Source organism: Actinocrispum sp. NPDC049592 (genome assembly GCF_040675465.1).
Taxonomy (GTDB): domain Bacteria; phylum Actinomycetota; class Actinomycetes; order Mycobacteriales; family Pseudonocardiaceae; genus Kibdelosporangium.
The window spans coordinates 1,280,471-1,297,173 of record NZ_JBFAPA010000001.1 but is presented as its reverse complement, the minus strand read 5'-3'; the positions used below and the strand labels follow the sequence as shown (position 1 = coordinate 1,297,173).

Sequence of the window (16,703 nt, the reverse complement as noted above, 5' to 3'; positions counted from 1 at the left end):
GCGCGGTGGACTACTGCCGCGTCGACTCGAGCCTCTGTCAGTAACCCTCCGGCCCAGGCGATCCCGTGTGCGCTCAGCGCGCCCTCATTTCCGCTTGTTCCCAGGTCAGGAGGACACGATGTCCGCAGGACCCCCCGTAGACCCGCGCGGCCCCAGGCTGGCCGCCTGGATCACCACCGTCGTTCTGGCCGTCTCGCTGGTCACCCAGTGGTGGCCGCTGCTGGCGGCCCAGACGGTCGTGTTCGCCATCGGCGCGTTCGCCGGGCTGCGCTACGCCCCCTACTCGTTGATCTACAAACACCTGGTCGCGCCCCGGCTGCGGCCGGCCAACGAACGTGAGGACCAGGCGCCGCTGCGGTTCGCGCAGGGTGTCGGGTTCGGCTTCGGCCTGGTCGGCACGCTGGCGTTCGTCGCGGGCCTGACCACGCTTGGCATCGTGGCGGTGGCGTTCGCGCTGGCCGCGGCCTTCCTGAACGCGGCCTTCGGCTTCTGCCTCGGCTGTGAGACCTACCTGCTGCTGCGCAGGTTCACCCCTTCCGTCAGCCAGTGACCAACCCCAACACAGAGAGTGAGAGGCGCTCGATGAGCCGCGAGAACGTGCTGGTTTCGGCCCAGTGGGCCGAGGAGAACCTCGAGACGCCAGGGGTGGTGTTCGCCGAGGTCGACGAGGACACCAGCGCCTACGACACCGGCCACATCCCCGGTGCGGTCAAGATCGACTGGAAGAACGAGCTGCAGGACCCGGTGCGCCGCGACTTCGTCGACCGCGCCGGCTTCGAGGCACTCCTGTCGGCCAAGGGCATCGCCAACGACGACACGGTGATCCTCTACGGCGGCAACAACAACTGGTTCGCCGCGTACGCGTACTGGTACTTCAAGCTGTACGGCCACGAGAACGTGAAGCTGCTCGACGGTGGCCGCAAGAAGTGGGAGCTCGACGGCCGCCCGCTGTCGCAGGACGAGGTCAAGCGGGACGGGACCGAGTACAAGGCGCAGGAGCAGGACCTGGCGATCCGCGCGTTCCGCGACGAGGTCGTGCAGGCCATCAACACCAAGAACCTGGTCGACGTGCGCTCGCCGGACGAGTTCTCCGGCAAGCTGCTCGCCCCGGCGCACCTCCCGCAGGAGCAGGCGCAGCGGGCCGGCCACATCCCCTCGGCGCTGAACGTGCCGTGGGCCAAGGCCGCGAACGAGGACGGCACCTTCCGCTCGGACGACGAGCTGCGCGAGATCTACAAGGACGCCGGTCTCGACGAGGGCAAGGCGACCATCGCCTACTGCCGCATCGGTGAGCGGTCCTCGCACACCTGGTTCGCCCTGCACGAGCTGCTCGGCTACTCGGACGTGAAGAACTACGACGGATCCTGGACGGAGTACGGGTCGCTGGTGGGCGTGCCCGTGGAACTTGGAGCGGGTAAATGACCGAAGATCTGCGTGCAGGGTCGAGCATCGGCACAGCCGGCTGCGGCGCACCTGACCAGTCGGCTCCCCTCGGGGACGTTTCCGGCGAGACCGTCCTGACCGGGCGCGTGCTCGCCGGCGAGGCCCCTGTCGGCGGCGCGTTCGTGCGCCTGCTCGACGGCAACGGCGACTTCACCGGCGAGGTCGTGTCCTCGCCGGACGGTGAGTTCCGGTTCTACGCCGCCCCCGGTTCCTGGACGGTGCGCGCGCTGCACCGCACCGGCAACGGCGAGGCGTCCGTGACCGCGAACGGCCCCGGAATCCACGAAGTGGCCGTAGCCGTCGGCTGAGATCAGTACGGCGATGAGCCGGGTGGCCCAACCGGGTCACCCGGCTCGATCTTTTTCACCCCTCGACGAACCTCCCCGGTACAGGCCCGTCCTGAGTAGTAGAAGCGCCTAATCACCGTCGGCCAGTACCGCCCCCGCTGAACACCCCTCCGAAAGAGCCGGATGGCCAATTGGCCGCCGGCTCCTTTTCGTGTTCCAACGTTGACCAACCTCATTCGGCGCCCGGTCGTCTTCCAGGAAGGACCGCCTGGGAGGCGGAAAAACGGAAGTACCTGGTCCGGGCCGCGATACTGGCGGTCTTCACCGCGGGGACGACTGTTGCTGAGGACATTCTCTGGGTGTCGACGAACCTTCCCGGCAGCGGGCCGTCTTTACCAGCAGAAGAAAGAAATCACCTCTGCTGGGGAGAAACCACCATGAAGAAGATGCTTGTTCGTGCTGCCATTTTGGCGATTTTCACACCGGCGCCACCACTGCCGCCGGAATCGCCGGTGCGGGTACCGCGATGGCGTGCAGTGCGGACCACCAGCGTTCCGACCACCTCGCCGACCTGATGCCGCAGGTCAACTACGGCGACTCCGGCCAGCACGTGCTCGCGCTGCAGCTCGTCCTGGTCACCAGGTATGGGTACGACCTGCAGGGCACCGGCAACTACGCCAGCAAGACCCTTGCCGCCGTGAAGGACTTCCAGCGCAAGCACGGCATCAACGACAGCGGCATCGTCGGCTCGAAGACATGGCACGCGCTGGTCGGCCCGATCGGGCCGATGTTCTCCGGCAACGGCTACCTCCAGGTGCCGACGTTCGGCATCACGCCCGGCGAGACCAACGAGGAGAAGATGCGCACGCTGTACAACGCCGTCATGCGGGTCTACCCGTACTACATGAACACCATGCCGCAGGAGGGCAACACCTACGGCCCCGGCATGCAGGCGCTGGTCAAGGACTTCCAGCGGCGGACCGGCATCAACCCGAGCGGCATCGTCGGCCCGAAGACCTGGAACGCGCTGTACGAGGTGATCTCGGTCAGCGGCCAGTGGGGCTGCTGACCCGATTTCGAACAGTGGGGCAGGGCACGCCGGGACGTGTCCTGCCCCGCCAGTCGTTATCCTGACCGGCGTGGAACTGTTCTTCACCTCGCTGCTGGCCATCATGGCCCTGGCGGTCCTCTGGTTCGCCGGCTACGTCGTCTACCGGCTCTACAGCGATCACCGCTGATGAGCACTGAGAACGCGCCGGGCAGCGGCGACGCGGCGGTAGCGGCCGCGGCCGAGCGGGCCAAGGCGACCCGCCACCGCAACCTGCCCCAGTTCGACGACCTGCCGATCCCCGCGGACACCGCGAACCTCCGTGAGGGCCCGAACCTGCACGACGCCCTGCTGCCGCTGCTGCCGCTGGTGGGGGTCTGGCGCGGGGAGGGCGAGGTGGTCTACCCCACACTCGAGCAGACCTACAAGTTCGGCCAGCAGGTCACCTTCGCGCACGACGGCCGCCCGTTCCTGTCCTACGAGGCGCGGGCCTGGCTGCTCGACGACGACGGCAACGTGATCCGCCCGGCGGCCCGCGAGACCGGGTGGTGGCGGGTGCAGCCGGACGACACGATCGAACTGCTGCTGGCGCACGCCACCGGGATCGTCGAGATCTTCTACGGCAAGCCGCGCACGCAGACCTCCTGGGAGCTGACCACCGACGCGGTCGTGCGCACGGCCAGCGCCAAGGAGGTCAACGGCGCCAAGCGCCTGTACGGCCTGGTCAACAATGGTGATCTGGCGTACGTGGAGGAGCGGGCGATGGTCGGCCAGCAGCTGCAGCCGCACACGTCGGCCTACCTGACGCGCGTCGTCGGCTAAGCATGCGACTGAGGCGGTGCGGGGTCGACGCGGTCCTCATCGAGGTCTCGTCGCTGGACGAGGTCGAGGCGGTTCGCTCCGCCCTGGCCGCCGCCGACCTGCCTGACCTGGTCGAACTCGTTCCGGCCGCGCGAACCGTGCTGGCCACGTTCCGCTCGGGCTCCGGCGGCGTCGCGCAGTTGCGGCCGCTGTTGGACGGCGTCGACCTCGGCCAACGCGCGCACGGCACACCGCGGGAAGTCGTTCTGCAAGTGCACTACGACGGGCCGGATCTCGGACTGATCGCGGAGACCGCCGGGACTTCGGTTGACGGCGTCGTCGACCTGCACACCGGCGCCGAGTACAAGGTGGCGTTCTGCGGGTTCGCGCCCGGGTTCGGCTACCTGGTCGGGCTGCCGGCCGAGTTGCAGCAAGCGCGCCTGGACAACCCGCGCAAGCGTGTACCGCCCGGGTCCGTTGGTATCGCTGGGGAATTCACCGGCGCGTACCCGACGGCATCTCCCGGCGGCTGGCGTCTGCTCGGGCACACGGACGCCGTTTTGTTCGACTCCCACCGCGATCCGGCGGCTTTGCTGTCGCCCGGGGATGTCGTGCGGTTCGAGGCGGTCCGATGAGGGCGCTCACCGTGCTGGCGACCGGGCCGTTGGCGTTGGTCCAGGACCTTGGCCGGCCTGGGAACGGGCATCTGGGCGTGCCGCCGTCGGGTGCGTTGGACCAGCCGTCGCTGCGGCTGGCGAACCGGCTCGTGGGCAATCCGGAGTCGGCCGCGGGCATCGAGATGGTGCTCGGCGGGTTGTCGGTGCGGGCCGAGGCTTCCTGCACGGTCGCGATCACCGGCCCGCAGGTGCGCGTTTCCCCTGGCGGGTCACACACCCCCGTTCACCTCAAGGCCGGAGACGTGCTCACCGTCGGCAGCCCGGACACCGGATTGCGTTGCTATCTGGCGGTTTCCGGCGGGGTGGCGGTCGAGCCGGAGCTCGGTTCGCGGGCGACGGACGTGCTTTCCGGAATCGGTCCAGCTCCACTGTCCACCGGAGACGTGCTGCCGCTGGGGTCCCCCTCGGGGCTTCCGGTCGGCGCGGACGAGCTGCCGCCCGTGCGCGCGTTGGCAGATCTGGTGATTCCCGTTGTGCCGGGGCCGCGCGACGACTGGTTCGACGATGCCACCGCGCAACTGGCGGCCGGGCGCTGGAAGGTCTCGCCGGAGAGCAACCGGGTGGGCGTGCGGCTGATCGGCACCGCGCTGCGCCGCGTTCCCAGTTACCAGGACGTGGAACTGGCCAGCGAGGGACTCGTGACTGGAGCGATTCAGGTGCGCCCCAACGGGTTGCCGGTCGTGTTCCTCGCCGACCACCCGACCACCGGCGGCTATCCGGTCATCGCCGTCGTGGCACCTCAGGCCCTCCCCCTGTTGGGGCAGGCACGGCCCGGAGTGCGGGTCCACTTCCGTCCAATGGGTTAACGAGCGTTCCGTCATGCAACACAACTGACATGTCCCGTTGTGCGGGAGTACACCTGCGCCGCAATCTGGTCTAGACCACTGTGTGGATTTTGAGGCGTGAGGAACCCTGCCATGTCTAGAAAACCTCGCTCCAGAGTCCTGTCCATCGTGGCGTCCGCGGTCCTGGCCATCGCCGGCACGGTCGCCCTCAGCTCACCCGCCGCGGCCGCGGGCAGCCTGCGCGCCGCGTTCGCCTTGTCCGGCAACGTCGGTACGTACACCGTGACCAACGCCGGCACGGCCACCGTCTCCGGGTGGACGATCACCTTCCAAGTGCCCGCCGGTGTCACCGCGACAACCGGTGACAACGACACCGTCACGCAGTCCGGGACTTCCGTGACGGTCACTCCGGCGTACTACATCGACTCGCTGGCACCAGGGCGATCGACGTACCCGTACAGCCCGACCGTCCGGTTCAGCAGCGCCGTCACGCCGACGCAGTGCCGGATCGACGACGGCAACTGCGACGGTTCGGCTGACACCCCGCCCACGGCGCCGGCCAACGTGCGCGTGACCGTGAAGACGACGAAGACGGTGACCTTGGCGTGGAACGCTTCCGTTGCGGGATCGCTCCCAGTCACCGGGTACGAGGTGTACCGCAACGGCACGCTCGCCGCGTCGCCGACGGACACCACGGCCACGCTGACTGGGTTGACGGCGAACACCGAGTACACGTTCACCGTGCTCGCGAAAGACCGCAAAGGCACCAAATCGCCGCTGAGCACGCCGCTCGTCGTGCGCACCAACAACCCCAGCGACGACACCCAGGCGCCCAGCGTGCCGGGCAACCTGCGGTCGACCGGCGCGGACTCGGGCAGTGTTTCGTTGGCGTGGAACGCTTCCACGGACAACACCGGGGTCGTGGCCTATGACGTGTACCAGGGTTCCTCGCTGGTCCTGACCGTCACCGGGACCAGCGCCCGGGTCGCCGGGCTCGCACCGTCCACTCAGTACAGTTTCTCCGTCCGCGCCCGCGACGGCTACGACAACACTTCCGCTGCCAGCAACACGGTTACAACGTCCACTTCGGACATTGTCTCCGGGTACGCGAAGGTCGCCTACTTCGTGCAGTGGGGGATCTATGGGCGGCAGTACTTCGTGCGCAACCTGCAGACCTCCGGCGCTGCTTCGAAGTTGACGCACCTGCTGTACGCGTTCCAGAACATCGACCCGGTCAACCTGACTTGTTTGTCGGGTGTCACCAAGGCGACCAGCGGCCAGCCACAGGACCCGAACCAGGGTGACGGCGCGGGCGACGCCGAGGCCGACTACTCACGTCCGTTCGCCGCCTCGCAGTCCGTGGACGGCGTCGGCGACACCGGCTGGGAGACGTTGCGCGGCAACTTCAACCAGCTCAAGAAGCTCAAGGCGCTGAACCCGAACCTGAAGGTGCTGGTGTCGCTGGGCGGCTGGACCTATTCGAAGTACTTCTCCGACGTGGCCGCGACCGACGCGTCCCGCAAGAAGTTCGTGTCGTCCTGCGTCGACACCTGGATCAAGGGCAACATCAAGCCGTACGGCGGCGCCGGCGGTCCTGGCACGGCCGCGGGGATCTTCGACGGCATCGACATCGACTGGGAGTGGCCGGGCAGCCCGGATGGGCACCCCGGGAACCACTGGAGCGCAGGCGACAAGAACAACCTGACCGCGCTGCTCGCCGAGTTCCGCACGCAGCTCGACGCGTACGGCGCCACCACCGGCAAGCGGTACCAACTGCACGCGTTCACCCCGGCCGACCCCGCCAAGGTCGCCTCGGGCTGGGACGTCAGCAAGATCTTCAACTACCTGGACGTCGCCAACGTGCAGGGCTACGACTTCCACGGCTCCGGCAGCGACAACTCGTGGGAGCCCAACCGCACCGGCCACCAGGGCAACCTGTTCGCCGACGCGGACGACCCGTACAACTTCCACTTCAGCGTCGAAAACGCCATCAACGCGTACACCAACGCGGGCGTGAACCCAAGAAAGCTCACTGCGGGACTGGCTTTCTACGGCAGAGGCTGGCAAGGCGTGGCCGACGGCGGGAAACACGGTGAATGGCAAGCGGCGAACGGCGCTGCACCAGGCCAGTTCCCCGAAGAGGCGGGCACCCGCGGCTATGGGAACTTGGTCGCTTCCGTGCCCGGATGCACCGTTTACCACGACGAGGCCGCTGTGGCGACTTCTTGCTACACCGGCAACCAGTGGTGGACCTTCGACGATCTCTGGTCGATCGGCAAGAAGACCGCGTGGATCAAGCAACGCGGCCTGCTCGGCGCCATGGCCTGGGAGATGTCCGGCGACCCAGGCAGCCTGATGACCGCCGTGGACTCGGGTCTGAGGTAGGTCGTGTCCCGGTCTGCGGGCCGTTGACAGCGGTCCGCGGACCGGGGTGTGATGATCCAGGACCTCCCCGCCGCCAAGGTCCACCTTTACTGTGTGGAAGGGGATGCCTTGGGCCGCCTGGTTTTGTCCGCTTTGCTCGCCGTTTCCCTGGTTTCCGCCACCGGTTCGCCGTCGTCGGCCGCGACCGCCTGTGCGGTGACCGACACCATGGTGGCGGTGTCGAACTACTGGGTCGAGCACGGCACGGACCTCGACGCGAACAACTGGCAGAACGCGACCTACCACATCGGAAACCTGGCGGTGGTAAGGACAACCGGCGTCAGCAACCACCGGACCCTGCCCTGGGCCGAGGCGAACAAGTACCAGCTACCGGGACAGGACTTCCGCGCCGCGAACTTCACGTCGGGTGAGGCATACGAGGATCTCGCCTTCTTCCACCCGGACCCGGCGCACCTCCAGCCATTGCGAGACCGCGTCACCGCCCAGATCTCCGCGGGCCAACTGTCCACTTGGAACACTCCCATGGACGTGTTGCTGGCCATGCCCGCCTATGTCCGGCTGAACACGCCTGAGGTTTCCGCGGCTGCTTTCAGGTTGTTCGACCGGGTTTCGCGGCTTTTCGATGCGCGAACCGGATTGTGGTGGCAGGACTGGCGGTTCGTGGGTTCGCCGGTGTACTGGTCGCAGGCGAACGCGTCGGCTTTGGCGGGGTTGGTCAAGGTCGTGCTGGCATTGCCCGCCAACGACCCCCACCGCGCGTCTTACGTCGACCTCGTGCGCCGCACCGCGACTGCTTTGAAGGGCTTACAGCGTCCCGACGGCTCCTGGGGCATCGATCTCACGCACCCATCGCCGTTCGGCGCCGAGTCCAATGGGACCGCGTTGATCACCTACGCCTTCGGCGCGGGCGCCAACAATGGCCTCCTCGACTCGACGTACGCAGCCGCGGCACAACGAGGCTGGACGTGGCTGACCACAAAAGCCCTGCAGCCAACCGGAAAACTGGGCCATGTTCAAATCCCCGGCGCAACCCCCTGGGACAACTGGCCGATCAACCCATCCACCACCGCCGCCTTCGCCGTCGGCAACTTCCTCATCGCCGGCCAGCAAATAGCCCACCTCACCCCCAGCTGCACAACCCCCTGACCACCACTCACCCCACCGACTTATCCACACCCCATCCACATCCTCTCCCACCCGCACACCCCGCCCCGTAGCGTGAAAAACAGGGGATCCCCCTGGGAGGGGACCCCCGTCGCGGCGTGCGCGAATGGACGGGGGATAGGGCATTTCGGCAGGTCAGCCGAGGTGGGGCAGGTTGGTTGGACCGGAGGGGCGAAGTAGGTGCGTTGAGGGACAGACCGGCGAGTCAGCCAAGGTGGGCGGGGTTGGCTGGACCAGAGGGTGAAGTAGGTGCGTTGAGGGGCAGACCGGCGAGTCAGCCAAGGTGAGGCGCGGCGAGACCAACCCACCGGGCGAGATAGGTGCGCCGCGAGACCAACCCACCAGGCGAGGTAAGTGCGCCGCGAGACAAACCCACCGGGCGAGGTAGGTACGCGAGACAAACCCACCAGGCGAGGTAAGTGCGCGGCGAGACCAACCCCAACAGACCGCCACCCTGCCGGGTGCTTGCCGTTCCGGCTCGTGCGCCGGAGCTGCCACTATGGCTGGTCTCGGCGGCAACCTGCGCCGCCCTTGCCGCCGGAGACATCGGCTCCGAGGCCGTTGATGTCATCCGCAAGCGGGATGCGCACCAGTGTTCGATGGGCCGAACGGGTCGACTGGATCACTGCGCCCCAGAGACGCGGATCGACGAGCGCCGGAGATCGCCAGGCGCGGATCCACCCGGGTCAGCGCGCCGTGCGAGTCGGCGGCCAGTGAGAACGCCACCGAACCCGGACGTCGCTCAGCTATGGAGGCGGCGGACGGCCTCGCGGCCGAGGCCGGGGGTGTCCGGGGGCACCGAGTCCGGGTCGATCGCGGCAGAGGCACCGCCGGCGGTCAGTGGGGTGTCCGGGGTGACGGAGCGTTTGACGAGGGCGAGGGCGATGGGGCCGAGTTCGTGGTGCTGCGCAACGGTGCCGACCCGGCCGACCACGCGTTCGCCCGCCTGCACCGGGTCGCCGGTGGCCGGGAGGGTGTCCGCGGTGCCGTCGAGGTGGAGCAGGAGCATCCGGCGGGGTGGGCGGCCGATGTTGTGGACCTTGGAGACGGTTTCCTGGCCGCGGTAGCAGCCCTTGGCGACGTGCGCGGCCGAAGGGACCCAGTTGACCTCGTGCGGGATGGTCTTCTCGTCGGTGTCGACGCCCAGGCGCGGGCGGAGGGCCTCGACGCGCAGCGCCTCGTAGCCCCAGCTGCCCATCGGCCGCGCACCCGCGTTGGTCAGGCGCTCCCACCAGGCCAGACGCTCGGCGCGGGGCACCAGGAGGTCGAACGAGCCGGGCATCCGGCGGACCAGCACATCCGTCCCGGCGACGGCGTACAGCGAGGCGGGCGCGGGCAGGGAGACGGACTCGAGCAGCGAGGGCGCGGACGGGCCGAGCAGCGACAACACCGCGATCTCGTCGGTGGCGTCCCGGGGGTCGACCTTCGACCAGAACTTCATCGCGATCAGGTACTCGAGCAGGGACTGGCGGTCGCCCCGCGCGCCGGTCGCCGAAGCGCCGGGTTCGGTGTCCAGCCAGACCGTGCCACTGGCGTGCGCGAGGACCATGTGCGCGTCGACGCGGCCCTGGCTGTCCAGCACCAGCGCCTCGGTGCCCTCGCCTTCGTGCAGGTCACTGACGTGCTGCGAGATCATCAGGTGCAGCCAGCTCAGCCGCTCCTCGCCGGGGACCGCGATCACCTCGCGGTTCGACCGGTCGACCACCGCCACCGACCGGGCGGCCGCGCGCTGCTCACCGAACGGGTCGCCGAAGTGCCACGGCACCCCCTGGTCGGGCGAAGCGTCGTCCTGGGGCGGCACGGCTCCCGGCAGCGTCACTAGTTCTCCCCGTTCAGGCAGTCCCGGCAGGTGCCGGACAACGCGACATGGCTCGCATCCAGTTTGAACCCATAGCTGTCGCGCAGTGTTCCGGCCAGGCCGTCGAGTAGCTCACACGGCACCTCCTCCACCCGGTCGCACCGGTGGCAGACCAGGTGGACGTGCTCGTGGTCGCGCGCGGAGTAGGTGGGCGCACCGTGCCCGATGTGCGCGTGCCGCACCAGCCCGAGCTGTTCCAGCAGGTCGAGGGTGCGGTAGATGGTGGTGATGTTGACCGTCGGGGTGGTCTCCTGGACGCGCTTGCACACCTGCTCGGGGGTGGCATGGTCCAGTTCCACGACCGCATCCAGGACGAGCTGCCGCTGCGGCGTCATCCGCATGCCGCGCTCGTGCAGCGTGGAACGCAGCGCGGCGCGTTCTTGGCGAGTCGTCTCCACAGGACCAATTTACGGCGTCCTGGCCGTGAGTATGGTCATGGCCATGCGCGTTCTCGCCTTCCTCGACGGAACCCTGGCCAACCCCGACGCCCCGCACATCCGCGTGGACGACCTGGGGCTGATGCGCGGGGACGGGATCTTCGAGACCATCCTGGTCGTCGACGGCAAGCCCCGGGAGCAGGGCCCGCACTTCGACCGGCTGGTCCGTTCCGCGGCCATGCTCGACCTGCCGACGCCCGACCGGGCCGGGTTCGAACGCGCGACCCAGTCGGTGCTGGACAACTGGACCGGCGGGTCCGAGATGGCGTTGAAGTGGGTGTACACCCGTGGTGTCGAGGGCGGCGACGGCACCCCCACCGCGTTCGCGCTCGGCATGGAGATCAGCGAGAAGGTCAAGGTCCAGCGGCGGGAGGGCATCTCGGCGATCACCCTGGAACGCGGGATCGACGACGGCCTGGCCCAGCGCGCGCCCTGGCTGCTGCTCGGCTCCAAGTCGCTGTCGTACGCGGTGAACATGGCCGCCGTGCGCGAGGCCGAACGCCGCGGCGCCTCCGAGGTCATCTTCACCACGAGCGACGGCGGCGTCCTGGAAGGCCCGACATCCACCCTGATCGCCGCCTACGGCAGGACGCTGCGCACCCCGCCGGCCGTGCTCGGCATCCTCCCGGGCACCACCCAGGCGGCGTTGTTCCGTGCGGCCGAACGCGAGGGCTGGGTCGTCAAGGTCGAGCCGATCCAGGTCAACGAGCTGGCCGAGGCCGACGGCCTGTTCCTGGCCTCCAGCGTCCGCAAGGTCACGCGCATCCACACGCTCGACGGGGTGCAGCTGGGCGACAGCACCGCGCTGCTGGCCGAGCTCAGCCGGCTGTACGACTCGGAGTACTGAGCAGCGGGCGGCGGCAGGCGTAGATCCTGGCCGGGGGCATGTTCCACCAGATCGTGTGACTGACGATCACCTCGTCGAACATCGCGTCGAGGAACCTGTGGAACGTGCGCGCACCCGTCATCGCGCCCGTGTGCCGGTAGGCGAACGCGGTGAAAGCGCCGCCGGGGGCCAGCAGCCGGGTGATCCGGTCCAGGATCACCCGCTGCCGCTCGGGTTTGAACAACGACCACGGCAGCCCGCTGATCACGGCGTCCGCCTGCCGGATCCCCCGATCGGCTAGCAATCCGGTCAGATCGGCGGCGTCTCCGTGCGCGATCTCCAACCAAGGGTGAGCGGCACGCAGGTGCATGACCATCGATGGGTCGATTTCCACCGCCACATGTCGCCCATCCGGTGGGAGCCGCCGGCGGATCGCCGCGCTGACGGCACCGGTACCCGGCCCGAGCTCGACGACGAACGGCGCTCCCGCGGTGGGGGTGACCGCCGCCAGCAGCTCGGAAAGGCCGTTGGAGCTGGGCGCGACGGCGCCCATCACCGCGGGCCGGCGCAGCGCGGCGGCGAAGAAGGTCTGGTAGTCCGAGGTCATGACCCCACGCTCGGTCAGCGGAGATCGCCGGACCTCCGCTGACCGGCCGCGATCATTCCTTCGCGGGCAGGACCCGGCCCCCTAGTTGACGCACCGGGTCGCTGTTCCTACCTCGGGAGGAGGCGGGCCTGTTGGTGACGCCTTACCGTCGATCGGGTGCGACGTGAATTGCTGGGGCGGTGGGTTGTACCGATTCGGGTGATCCCGTTGGTACTGGCTGTGGGCTACATCCTGCTGTTGCACGAGCCGCTCGTGCCGACGGGTGCCGACTGGGCGTTCTCGATGATCTCCACCGCCGCGATCCTCGTCCAGGGGCGGTGGCCGCTCGCGGTCACGCTCGGCCAGGCCGCGCTGCTGATGGGCGCGGGTGGGGCGTGGCTGGCGGTGGGCGTGATCAACATCGCGACGCTGTTCGCGCTCGGTGAGCTGGCGTGGCGGCGCGGTGCCCGGCAGTTGTGGATCGGCGGCACGGCGGTCGTGCTCGCGAACCTGTTCCAGATGGTCGATCCCGGCCAGCTCGTGCCGGAGCTGTTCCGCACGGTCGTGTTGATCAGCGCCCCGGTCCTGCTCGGCCTGCACCTGCGCTCGGTTCAGGAGATCGCTTGGCAGGCCAAGGAACGGGCGGCAGCCGACGCCCAGGCAGCCCGCGCGGATGAACGCACAGCCATCGCACGCGAACTGCATGATCTCGTGGCACACCATGTGGCCTCGATGGTGCTGCGCATCGGTGTCGCGCGGCACGTGCTCAGCCCCGATCCCAAAGTCGCGCAGATCCTCGACGACGTGCACGCGTCCGGAAAAGCCGCCATGGCCGACCTGCGCACGCTCGTCACGGTGCTCCGCGATCCCGAAGGCGGCCCCGACGCGGTGACCGACCTGCCAAGCGCGCTGCGGGCCGCTGTGGACCGGGTCGAAGCGGCAGGTCCCTGTGTCCAGGCCGAAATCGACCCGGCGATCACCGATCTGGACGCCGTCCTGCGGCTCGCGGTGCTCCGAGTTGTCCAAGAAGGACTGACGAACGTCCTCAAACACGCCGGGCCACAGGCGAAAGTCATGCTGGACATCCGGCGGGACAGCGAGGGGGTGGAAGTTTCCTTGCAGGACAACGGTCCCGGAACTCCCGCGGCGCCCGGGCACGGCCTGATCGGGATGCGTGAACGAGTCGAGCTGGCCGGTGGGCGGCTGAACAGCGGACCCGCGGGAGACGGCTGGCGCGTGCACGCGAGGCTGCCCGCATGATCCGCGTGCTCATCGTGGACGACCAGCAGCTCGTGCGGGCCGGTCTGCGGATGCTCTGTGAGTCCACTTCGGACATGACCGTCGTCGGCCAGGCGGACAACGGCCGAGATGCCGTGCGGCTGGCCGAGCAGTTCGTGCCCGATGTGGTGCTGATGGACCTCCGGATGCCGGGCATGGACGGGATCACCGCGACCAAGCGGATTCTGGACATCCGGCCGGTCACCCGGATCCTGGTGCTGACGACGTTCGACGACGACGACCACGTCTACCCCGCGCTCACCGCGGGCGCGTGCGGGTTCCTCGCCAAGGACGTCGCACCGGCCGACCTGATCACCGCCGTCCGCCGCGCCGCGACCGGTGAGAGCCCGTTCAGCCCGGCCGTGCTGCGCCGGCTCGTCGACCGCGCGGTCACGACCACCACCCAGCCCGCGCCGCCGGAGCCGGACCTGACCGCGCGCGAACGGGAGGTGCTCACGCTGGTCGGCGCGGGCATGTCAAACGCCCAGATTGGCGAAAATCTGCATGTCGGGATCACAACGGTCAAAACCCACGTGGCCAATCTCATGGTGAAGACCAGGTGCGACAACCGGGTCCGGCTGGCGGTCCTGGCCGTGCGGCTGGGCCTGGTGCCGCCCTGATCGAGGGGCAGCCGAACGGCGTAGCGGCCTGCGTCATGCGGCAGGGGTATTTCCGGCAGCAGAACCAAGAAATGCTTGAGCCCTTGAGTATGTGGGCGAAGGGGGCGCGAACGATTGCAACAATCGGGTTCTGCCTGCCGGTCAAGGGCCCATCCCCGACGACACACGCCCCGCGCCTGTGTCACTATCACGCCATGTCCCCGTCGACAGGCACGATCATCACAGTGGCGCCGACCGGGGCCGAGCACGCCAAGGCCGATGTGCCGAACCTGCCGGTCACGCTGGAAGAACTCGTCAGCACCGCGCAAGACTGCGAGCGCGTGGGCGCGGCGATGATCCATGTGCACATTCGTGGCGCGGAGGCTCAACCAACACTGGACCTCGCCCGTCTGAAGGACACCGTGGCGGCGCTGCGCGAGCAGACGAACCTGATCGTCCAGCTCTCCACGGGCGGCGCGGTGACCGACCCGGAGTCCGACCGGCTGCGGGTGCTCGACGCGTTGCCGGACTCGGCCTCCTGCACCATGGGGACGGTCAACTTCGGCGACGACGTGTTCCACAACCGCTGGGAGTTCATCGTCGAACTGCACCAGCGGATGCGGGAGCGGGGCATCGTGCCGGAGTACGAGATCTTCGACCTCGGCCAGCTCGCCTCGCTGCATCGCCTGCTCGACAAGCACGGCCTGCCCGCCGGCGGCCACGTGCATGTCGATCTGGTGATGGGGGTACCTGGCGGCATGCCCGGGGATACGGAGACATTGGTGGCGGCGCTGCGGATGATCCCGCCGGGGGCGACATTCTCGGCGACCGGGATCGGCCGGACGAGCCTGCCGGTGATGCTGGCGTCGCTGTCCGCGGGCGGGCACCTGCGGGTAGGGATGGAGGACACGATCACATACGCACGTGGTGAGCGTGTGAGAGACAACGCGCAACTGGTGGCCAGGGCGGCCGGCCTGGCCAAGATCTCGCAACGGCCGCCGATGCCGGCGGACGTGGTCCGTGAAGTACTGGGGGTCAAGGGTGAAAAGGGGCTGGCCGATGTGGCGGTCTAGGCGTCGTTGCCGGAGGATGATCCCGTGATCGAGGTCCGACCTGGTGGGCGCCGGCGCATCGACCGCGTGCTCGACCCGGACTACATCGAGGGCCTGGACCGGCTCGGCTTGGCCGAGGTGCGGTCCCGGCGGGACGATGCCGCGCAGGAGGAGACGGATCTTTCGTACCTGCGCAGGCTGCTGCACGGGCGAATCGACATCGTGCGCGCCGAGCAGCGGCGCCGGACCGAAGGCGGTTCGGCTTCAGTAGTGGAACAACTGGCGACGATCCTCGCGGACAACGCCGTCGGCCCGGCCACCGGCATGGGCCGCTACCAGACCCTCGAACCGTCACGCGCCGAGGCGCACCGGCGGCACGTCGAGGCCCTGGTGTCCGACGCGGACCTCTCGGACGTCGGCGCCCTCCCGGATGAGCGGCTGGAGCTGGCCTTACAGACCTACGCCAAGGAGGAGGCCTCGGTCTCCCAGCGGCGGCGCCAGGTCCAGGTCGTGATGGACCTGCTCAACGCGGAGATCGCCAAGCGGTACCGGGAGGGCCGTGCCTCGGTGGACGAGCTGCTGGCCGCCGAGCGGGAACGGGACGAACCCGAGGAGTGACACCGGTCATCGGGATCCTCAGCCCCGGGTCGATGGGCAGCGCGATCGGGGCAAGCCTGCGGAGTGGCGGAGTGCGCGCCGTCACCACCGTGGCCGGCCGGAGTGAACGCTCCGCCCGGTTCGCTGCCGATGCCGGTCTTGAGCTCGCCGAGGATGTCGACGCCCTGGTGCGGGCCGCCGACCTGATCCTGTCCGTGGTGCCGCCGTCGTCGGCCCGGCAGGTCGCACAGGACCTCAACGCTTCCTTCGCCAGGGTGGGGCGCCGCCCGCTCGTGGCCGACCTCAACGCCACCTCCCCGGCCACCGTCGCGGAGATCGGTTCGTCGCTGGAGCTGATCGACGGCACCATTTCCGGGCCCCCGCCGCGGCCGGACGGCGAGACCCGGATTTATCTGTCCGGTCCGCGTGCGGAAATGCTCGCGTCGGTCGAGGCACCGGGAATCCGCTGGATCGTCGTCGGGCCGGAAGTGGGTTCGGCCAGCGCGGTGAAGATGTGCACGGCTTCGGTCTACAAAGGAATGTCCGCTCTGCTCGCGCACGCGTTCCTGACCGCTGAACACCATGGCGTCGCGGCGCATGTGCTCGCCGATGTCCAGCAGCTGACCCCCGAGGCTTTGCGTCAGCCGATTCAGGCGGCCACGAAAGCGTGGCGGTTCATCGGTGAAATGGAACAGATCGCGCAGACCCAGAAAGACGCGGGTCTCACCCCGGCATTGTTCGACGCGATCCGCGACGTTTACACGGAACTCGCCTCCAGCGCCTGGGGAGAGCGCAATCCGGAGGACGTCCCGGCCACGCTGGACCTGTCCGCCCTGAAGGACCTGCACCCCCGGTAGCCACTCGTCAACGTCGCGTCGAC

General features: G+C 68.7%; 18 protein-coding genes. 15 read left to right on the top strand and 3 right to left on the bottom strand.

Going from position 1 to position 16,703, the window contains the following annotated elements; translation table 11 throughout:
• Window positions 1-118: 118 nt before the first annotated feature.
• From AB0J95_RS06220 to AB0J95_RS06180, 9 genes are all read left to right on the top strand, one after another.
• Window positions 119-550: a DUF4395 domain-containing protein gene (locus AB0J95_RS06220; protein WP_364752998.1), complete on the top strand. Its 432-nt coding sequence runs from the start codon at window positions 119-121 to the stop codon at window positions 548-550.
• A gap of 32 nt (window positions 551-582) precedes the next feature.
• Window positions 583-1,422, top strand: a complete 840-nt coding sequence (locus AB0J95_RS06215; RefSeq protein WP_364752995.1) for a sulfurtransferase — start codon at window positions 583-585, stop codon at window positions 1,420-1,422.
• Complete coding sequence (locus tag AB0J95_RS06210) at window positions 1,419-1,751, top strand: DUF1416 domain-containing protein (protein ID WP_364752993.1); 333 nt, start codon at window positions 1,419-1,421, stop codon at window positions 1,749-1,751. Before AB0J95_RS06215 ends, AB0J95_RS06210 begins: the two co-directional genes overlap by 4 nt.
• A 505-nt stretch (window positions 1,752-2,256) precedes the next feature.
• On the top strand, window positions 2,257-2,799 hold the full coding sequence (locus tag AB0J95_RS06205) for a peptidoglycan-binding protein (RefSeq protein ID WP_364752990.1): 543 nt from the start codon (window positions 2,257-2,259) through the stop codon (window positions 2,797-2,799).
• A 168-nt stretch (window positions 2,800-2,967) separates the two neighbouring features.
• Window positions 2,968-3,600: an FABP family protein gene (locus AB0J95_RS06200; protein WP_364752988.1), complete on the top strand. Its 633-nt coding sequence runs from the start codon at window positions 2,968-2,970 to the stop codon at window positions 3,598-3,600.
• 2 nt (window positions 3,601-3,602) lie between these two features.
• Window positions 3,603-4,214: an allophanate hydrolase subunit 1 gene (locus AB0J95_RS06195; RefSeq protein WP_364752985.1), complete on the top strand. Its 612-nt coding sequence runs from the start codon at window positions 3,603-3,605 to the stop codon at window positions 4,212-4,214.
• Window positions 4,211-5,062 carry a biotin-dependent carboxyltransferase family protein gene (locus AB0J95_RS06190; RefSeq protein ID WP_364752982.1) on the top strand — a complete coding sequence of 284 codons (852 nt, stop codon included), beginning with the start codon at window positions 4,211-4,213 and terminating at the stop codon, window positions 5,060-5,062. The genes AB0J95_RS06195 and AB0J95_RS06190 overlap by 4 nt, the downstream gene beginning before the upstream one ends.
• Window positions 5,063-5,173: 111 nt before the next feature.
• The gene (locus AB0J95_RS06185) at window positions 5,174-7,426 is read left to right on the top strand and encodes a glycosyl hydrolase family 18 protein (RefSeq protein ID WP_364752980.1); all 2,253 of its coding nucleotides are present in this window, start codon (window positions 5,174-5,176) and stop codon (window positions 7,424-7,426) included.
• A 51-nt stretch (window positions 7,427-7,477) separates the two neighbouring features.
• Window positions 7,478-8,572 carry a glycoside hydrolase family 88 protein gene (locus AB0J95_RS06180; protein ID WP_364752978.1) on the top strand — a complete coding sequence of 365 codons (1,095 nt, stop codon included), beginning with the start codon at window positions 7,478-7,480 and terminating at the stop codon, window positions 8,570-8,572.
• A gap of 760 nt (window positions 8,573-9,332) precedes the next feature.
• Here AB0J95_RS06180 and AB0J95_RS06175 read toward each other — a convergent pair.
• Window positions 9,333-10,430 (bottom strand): folate-binding protein, encoded by a 1,098-nt coding sequence (locus AB0J95_RS06175; protein WP_364753524.1) that lies wholly within the window; start codon window positions 10,428-10,430, stop codon window positions 9,333-9,335.
• Entirely contained in the window at window positions 10,409-10,789 is a 381-nt protein-coding gene (locus AB0J95_RS06170) for a transcriptional repressor (RefSeq protein ID WP_364753522.1), read from the bottom strand. Before AB0J95_RS06170 ends, AB0J95_RS06175 begins: the two co-directional genes overlap by 22 nt.
• A 100-nt stretch (window positions 10,790-10,889) precedes the next feature.
• Between AB0J95_RS06170 and AB0J95_RS06165 the strand changes: the two genes are divergently transcribed.
• Entirely contained in the window at window positions 10,890-11,732 is an 843-nt protein-coding gene (locus AB0J95_RS06165; RefSeq protein WP_364752975.1) for an aminodeoxychorismate lyase, read from the top strand.
• On the opposite strand, the gene AB0J95_RS06160 is transcribed toward AB0J95_RS06165, so the two are convergent.
• Complete coding sequence (locus tag AB0J95_RS06160) at window positions 11,704-12,318, bottom strand: methyltransferase domain-containing protein (protein WP_364752972.1); 615 nt, start codon at window positions 12,316-12,318, stop codon at window positions 11,704-11,706. The genes AB0J95_RS06165 and AB0J95_RS06160 overlap by 29 nt on opposite strands.
• Before the next feature lie 156 nt (window positions 12,319-12,474).
• Between AB0J95_RS06160 and AB0J95_RS06155 the strand changes: the two genes are divergently transcribed.
• The 5 genes from AB0J95_RS06155 to AB0J95_RS06135 all read left to right on the top strand — a co-directional run bounded on the left by AB0J95_RS06155 (window position 12,475) and on the right by AB0J95_RS06135 (window position 16,680).
• Complete coding sequence (locus AB0J95_RS06155) at window positions 12,475-13,557, top strand: histidine kinase (RefSeq protein ID WP_364752969.1); 1,083 nt, start codon at window positions 12,475-12,477, stop codon at window positions 13,555-13,557.
• Window positions 13,554-14,195, top strand: a complete 642-nt coding sequence (locus AB0J95_RS06150; RefSeq protein ID WP_364752966.1) for a response regulator transcription factor — start codon at window positions 13,554-13,556, stop codon at window positions 14,193-14,195. Before AB0J95_RS06155 ends, AB0J95_RS06150 begins: the two co-directional genes overlap by 4 nt.
• A 194-nt stretch (window positions 14,196-14,389) precedes the next feature.
• A complete protein-coding gene (locus AB0J95_RS06145; protein WP_364752963.1) occupies window positions 14,390-15,247 on the top strand; it encodes a 3-keto-5-aminohexanoate cleavage protein in 858 nt (285 codons plus the stop codon).
• 24 nt (window positions 15,248-15,271) lie between these two features.
• Window positions 15,272-15,844 (top strand): aerial mycelium formation protein, encoded by a 573-nt coding sequence (locus AB0J95_RS06140; protein ID WP_364752960.1) that lies wholly within the window; start codon window positions 15,272-15,274, stop codon window positions 15,842-15,844.
• A complete protein-coding gene (locus tag AB0J95_RS06135) occupies window positions 15,841-16,680 on the top strand; it encodes a DUF1932 domain-containing protein (RefSeq protein ID WP_364752957.1) in 840 nt (279 codons plus the stop codon). Before AB0J95_RS06140 ends, AB0J95_RS06135 begins: the two co-directional genes overlap by 4 nt.
• The last annotated feature ends 23 nt before the right edge of the window (window positions 16,681-16,703 follow it).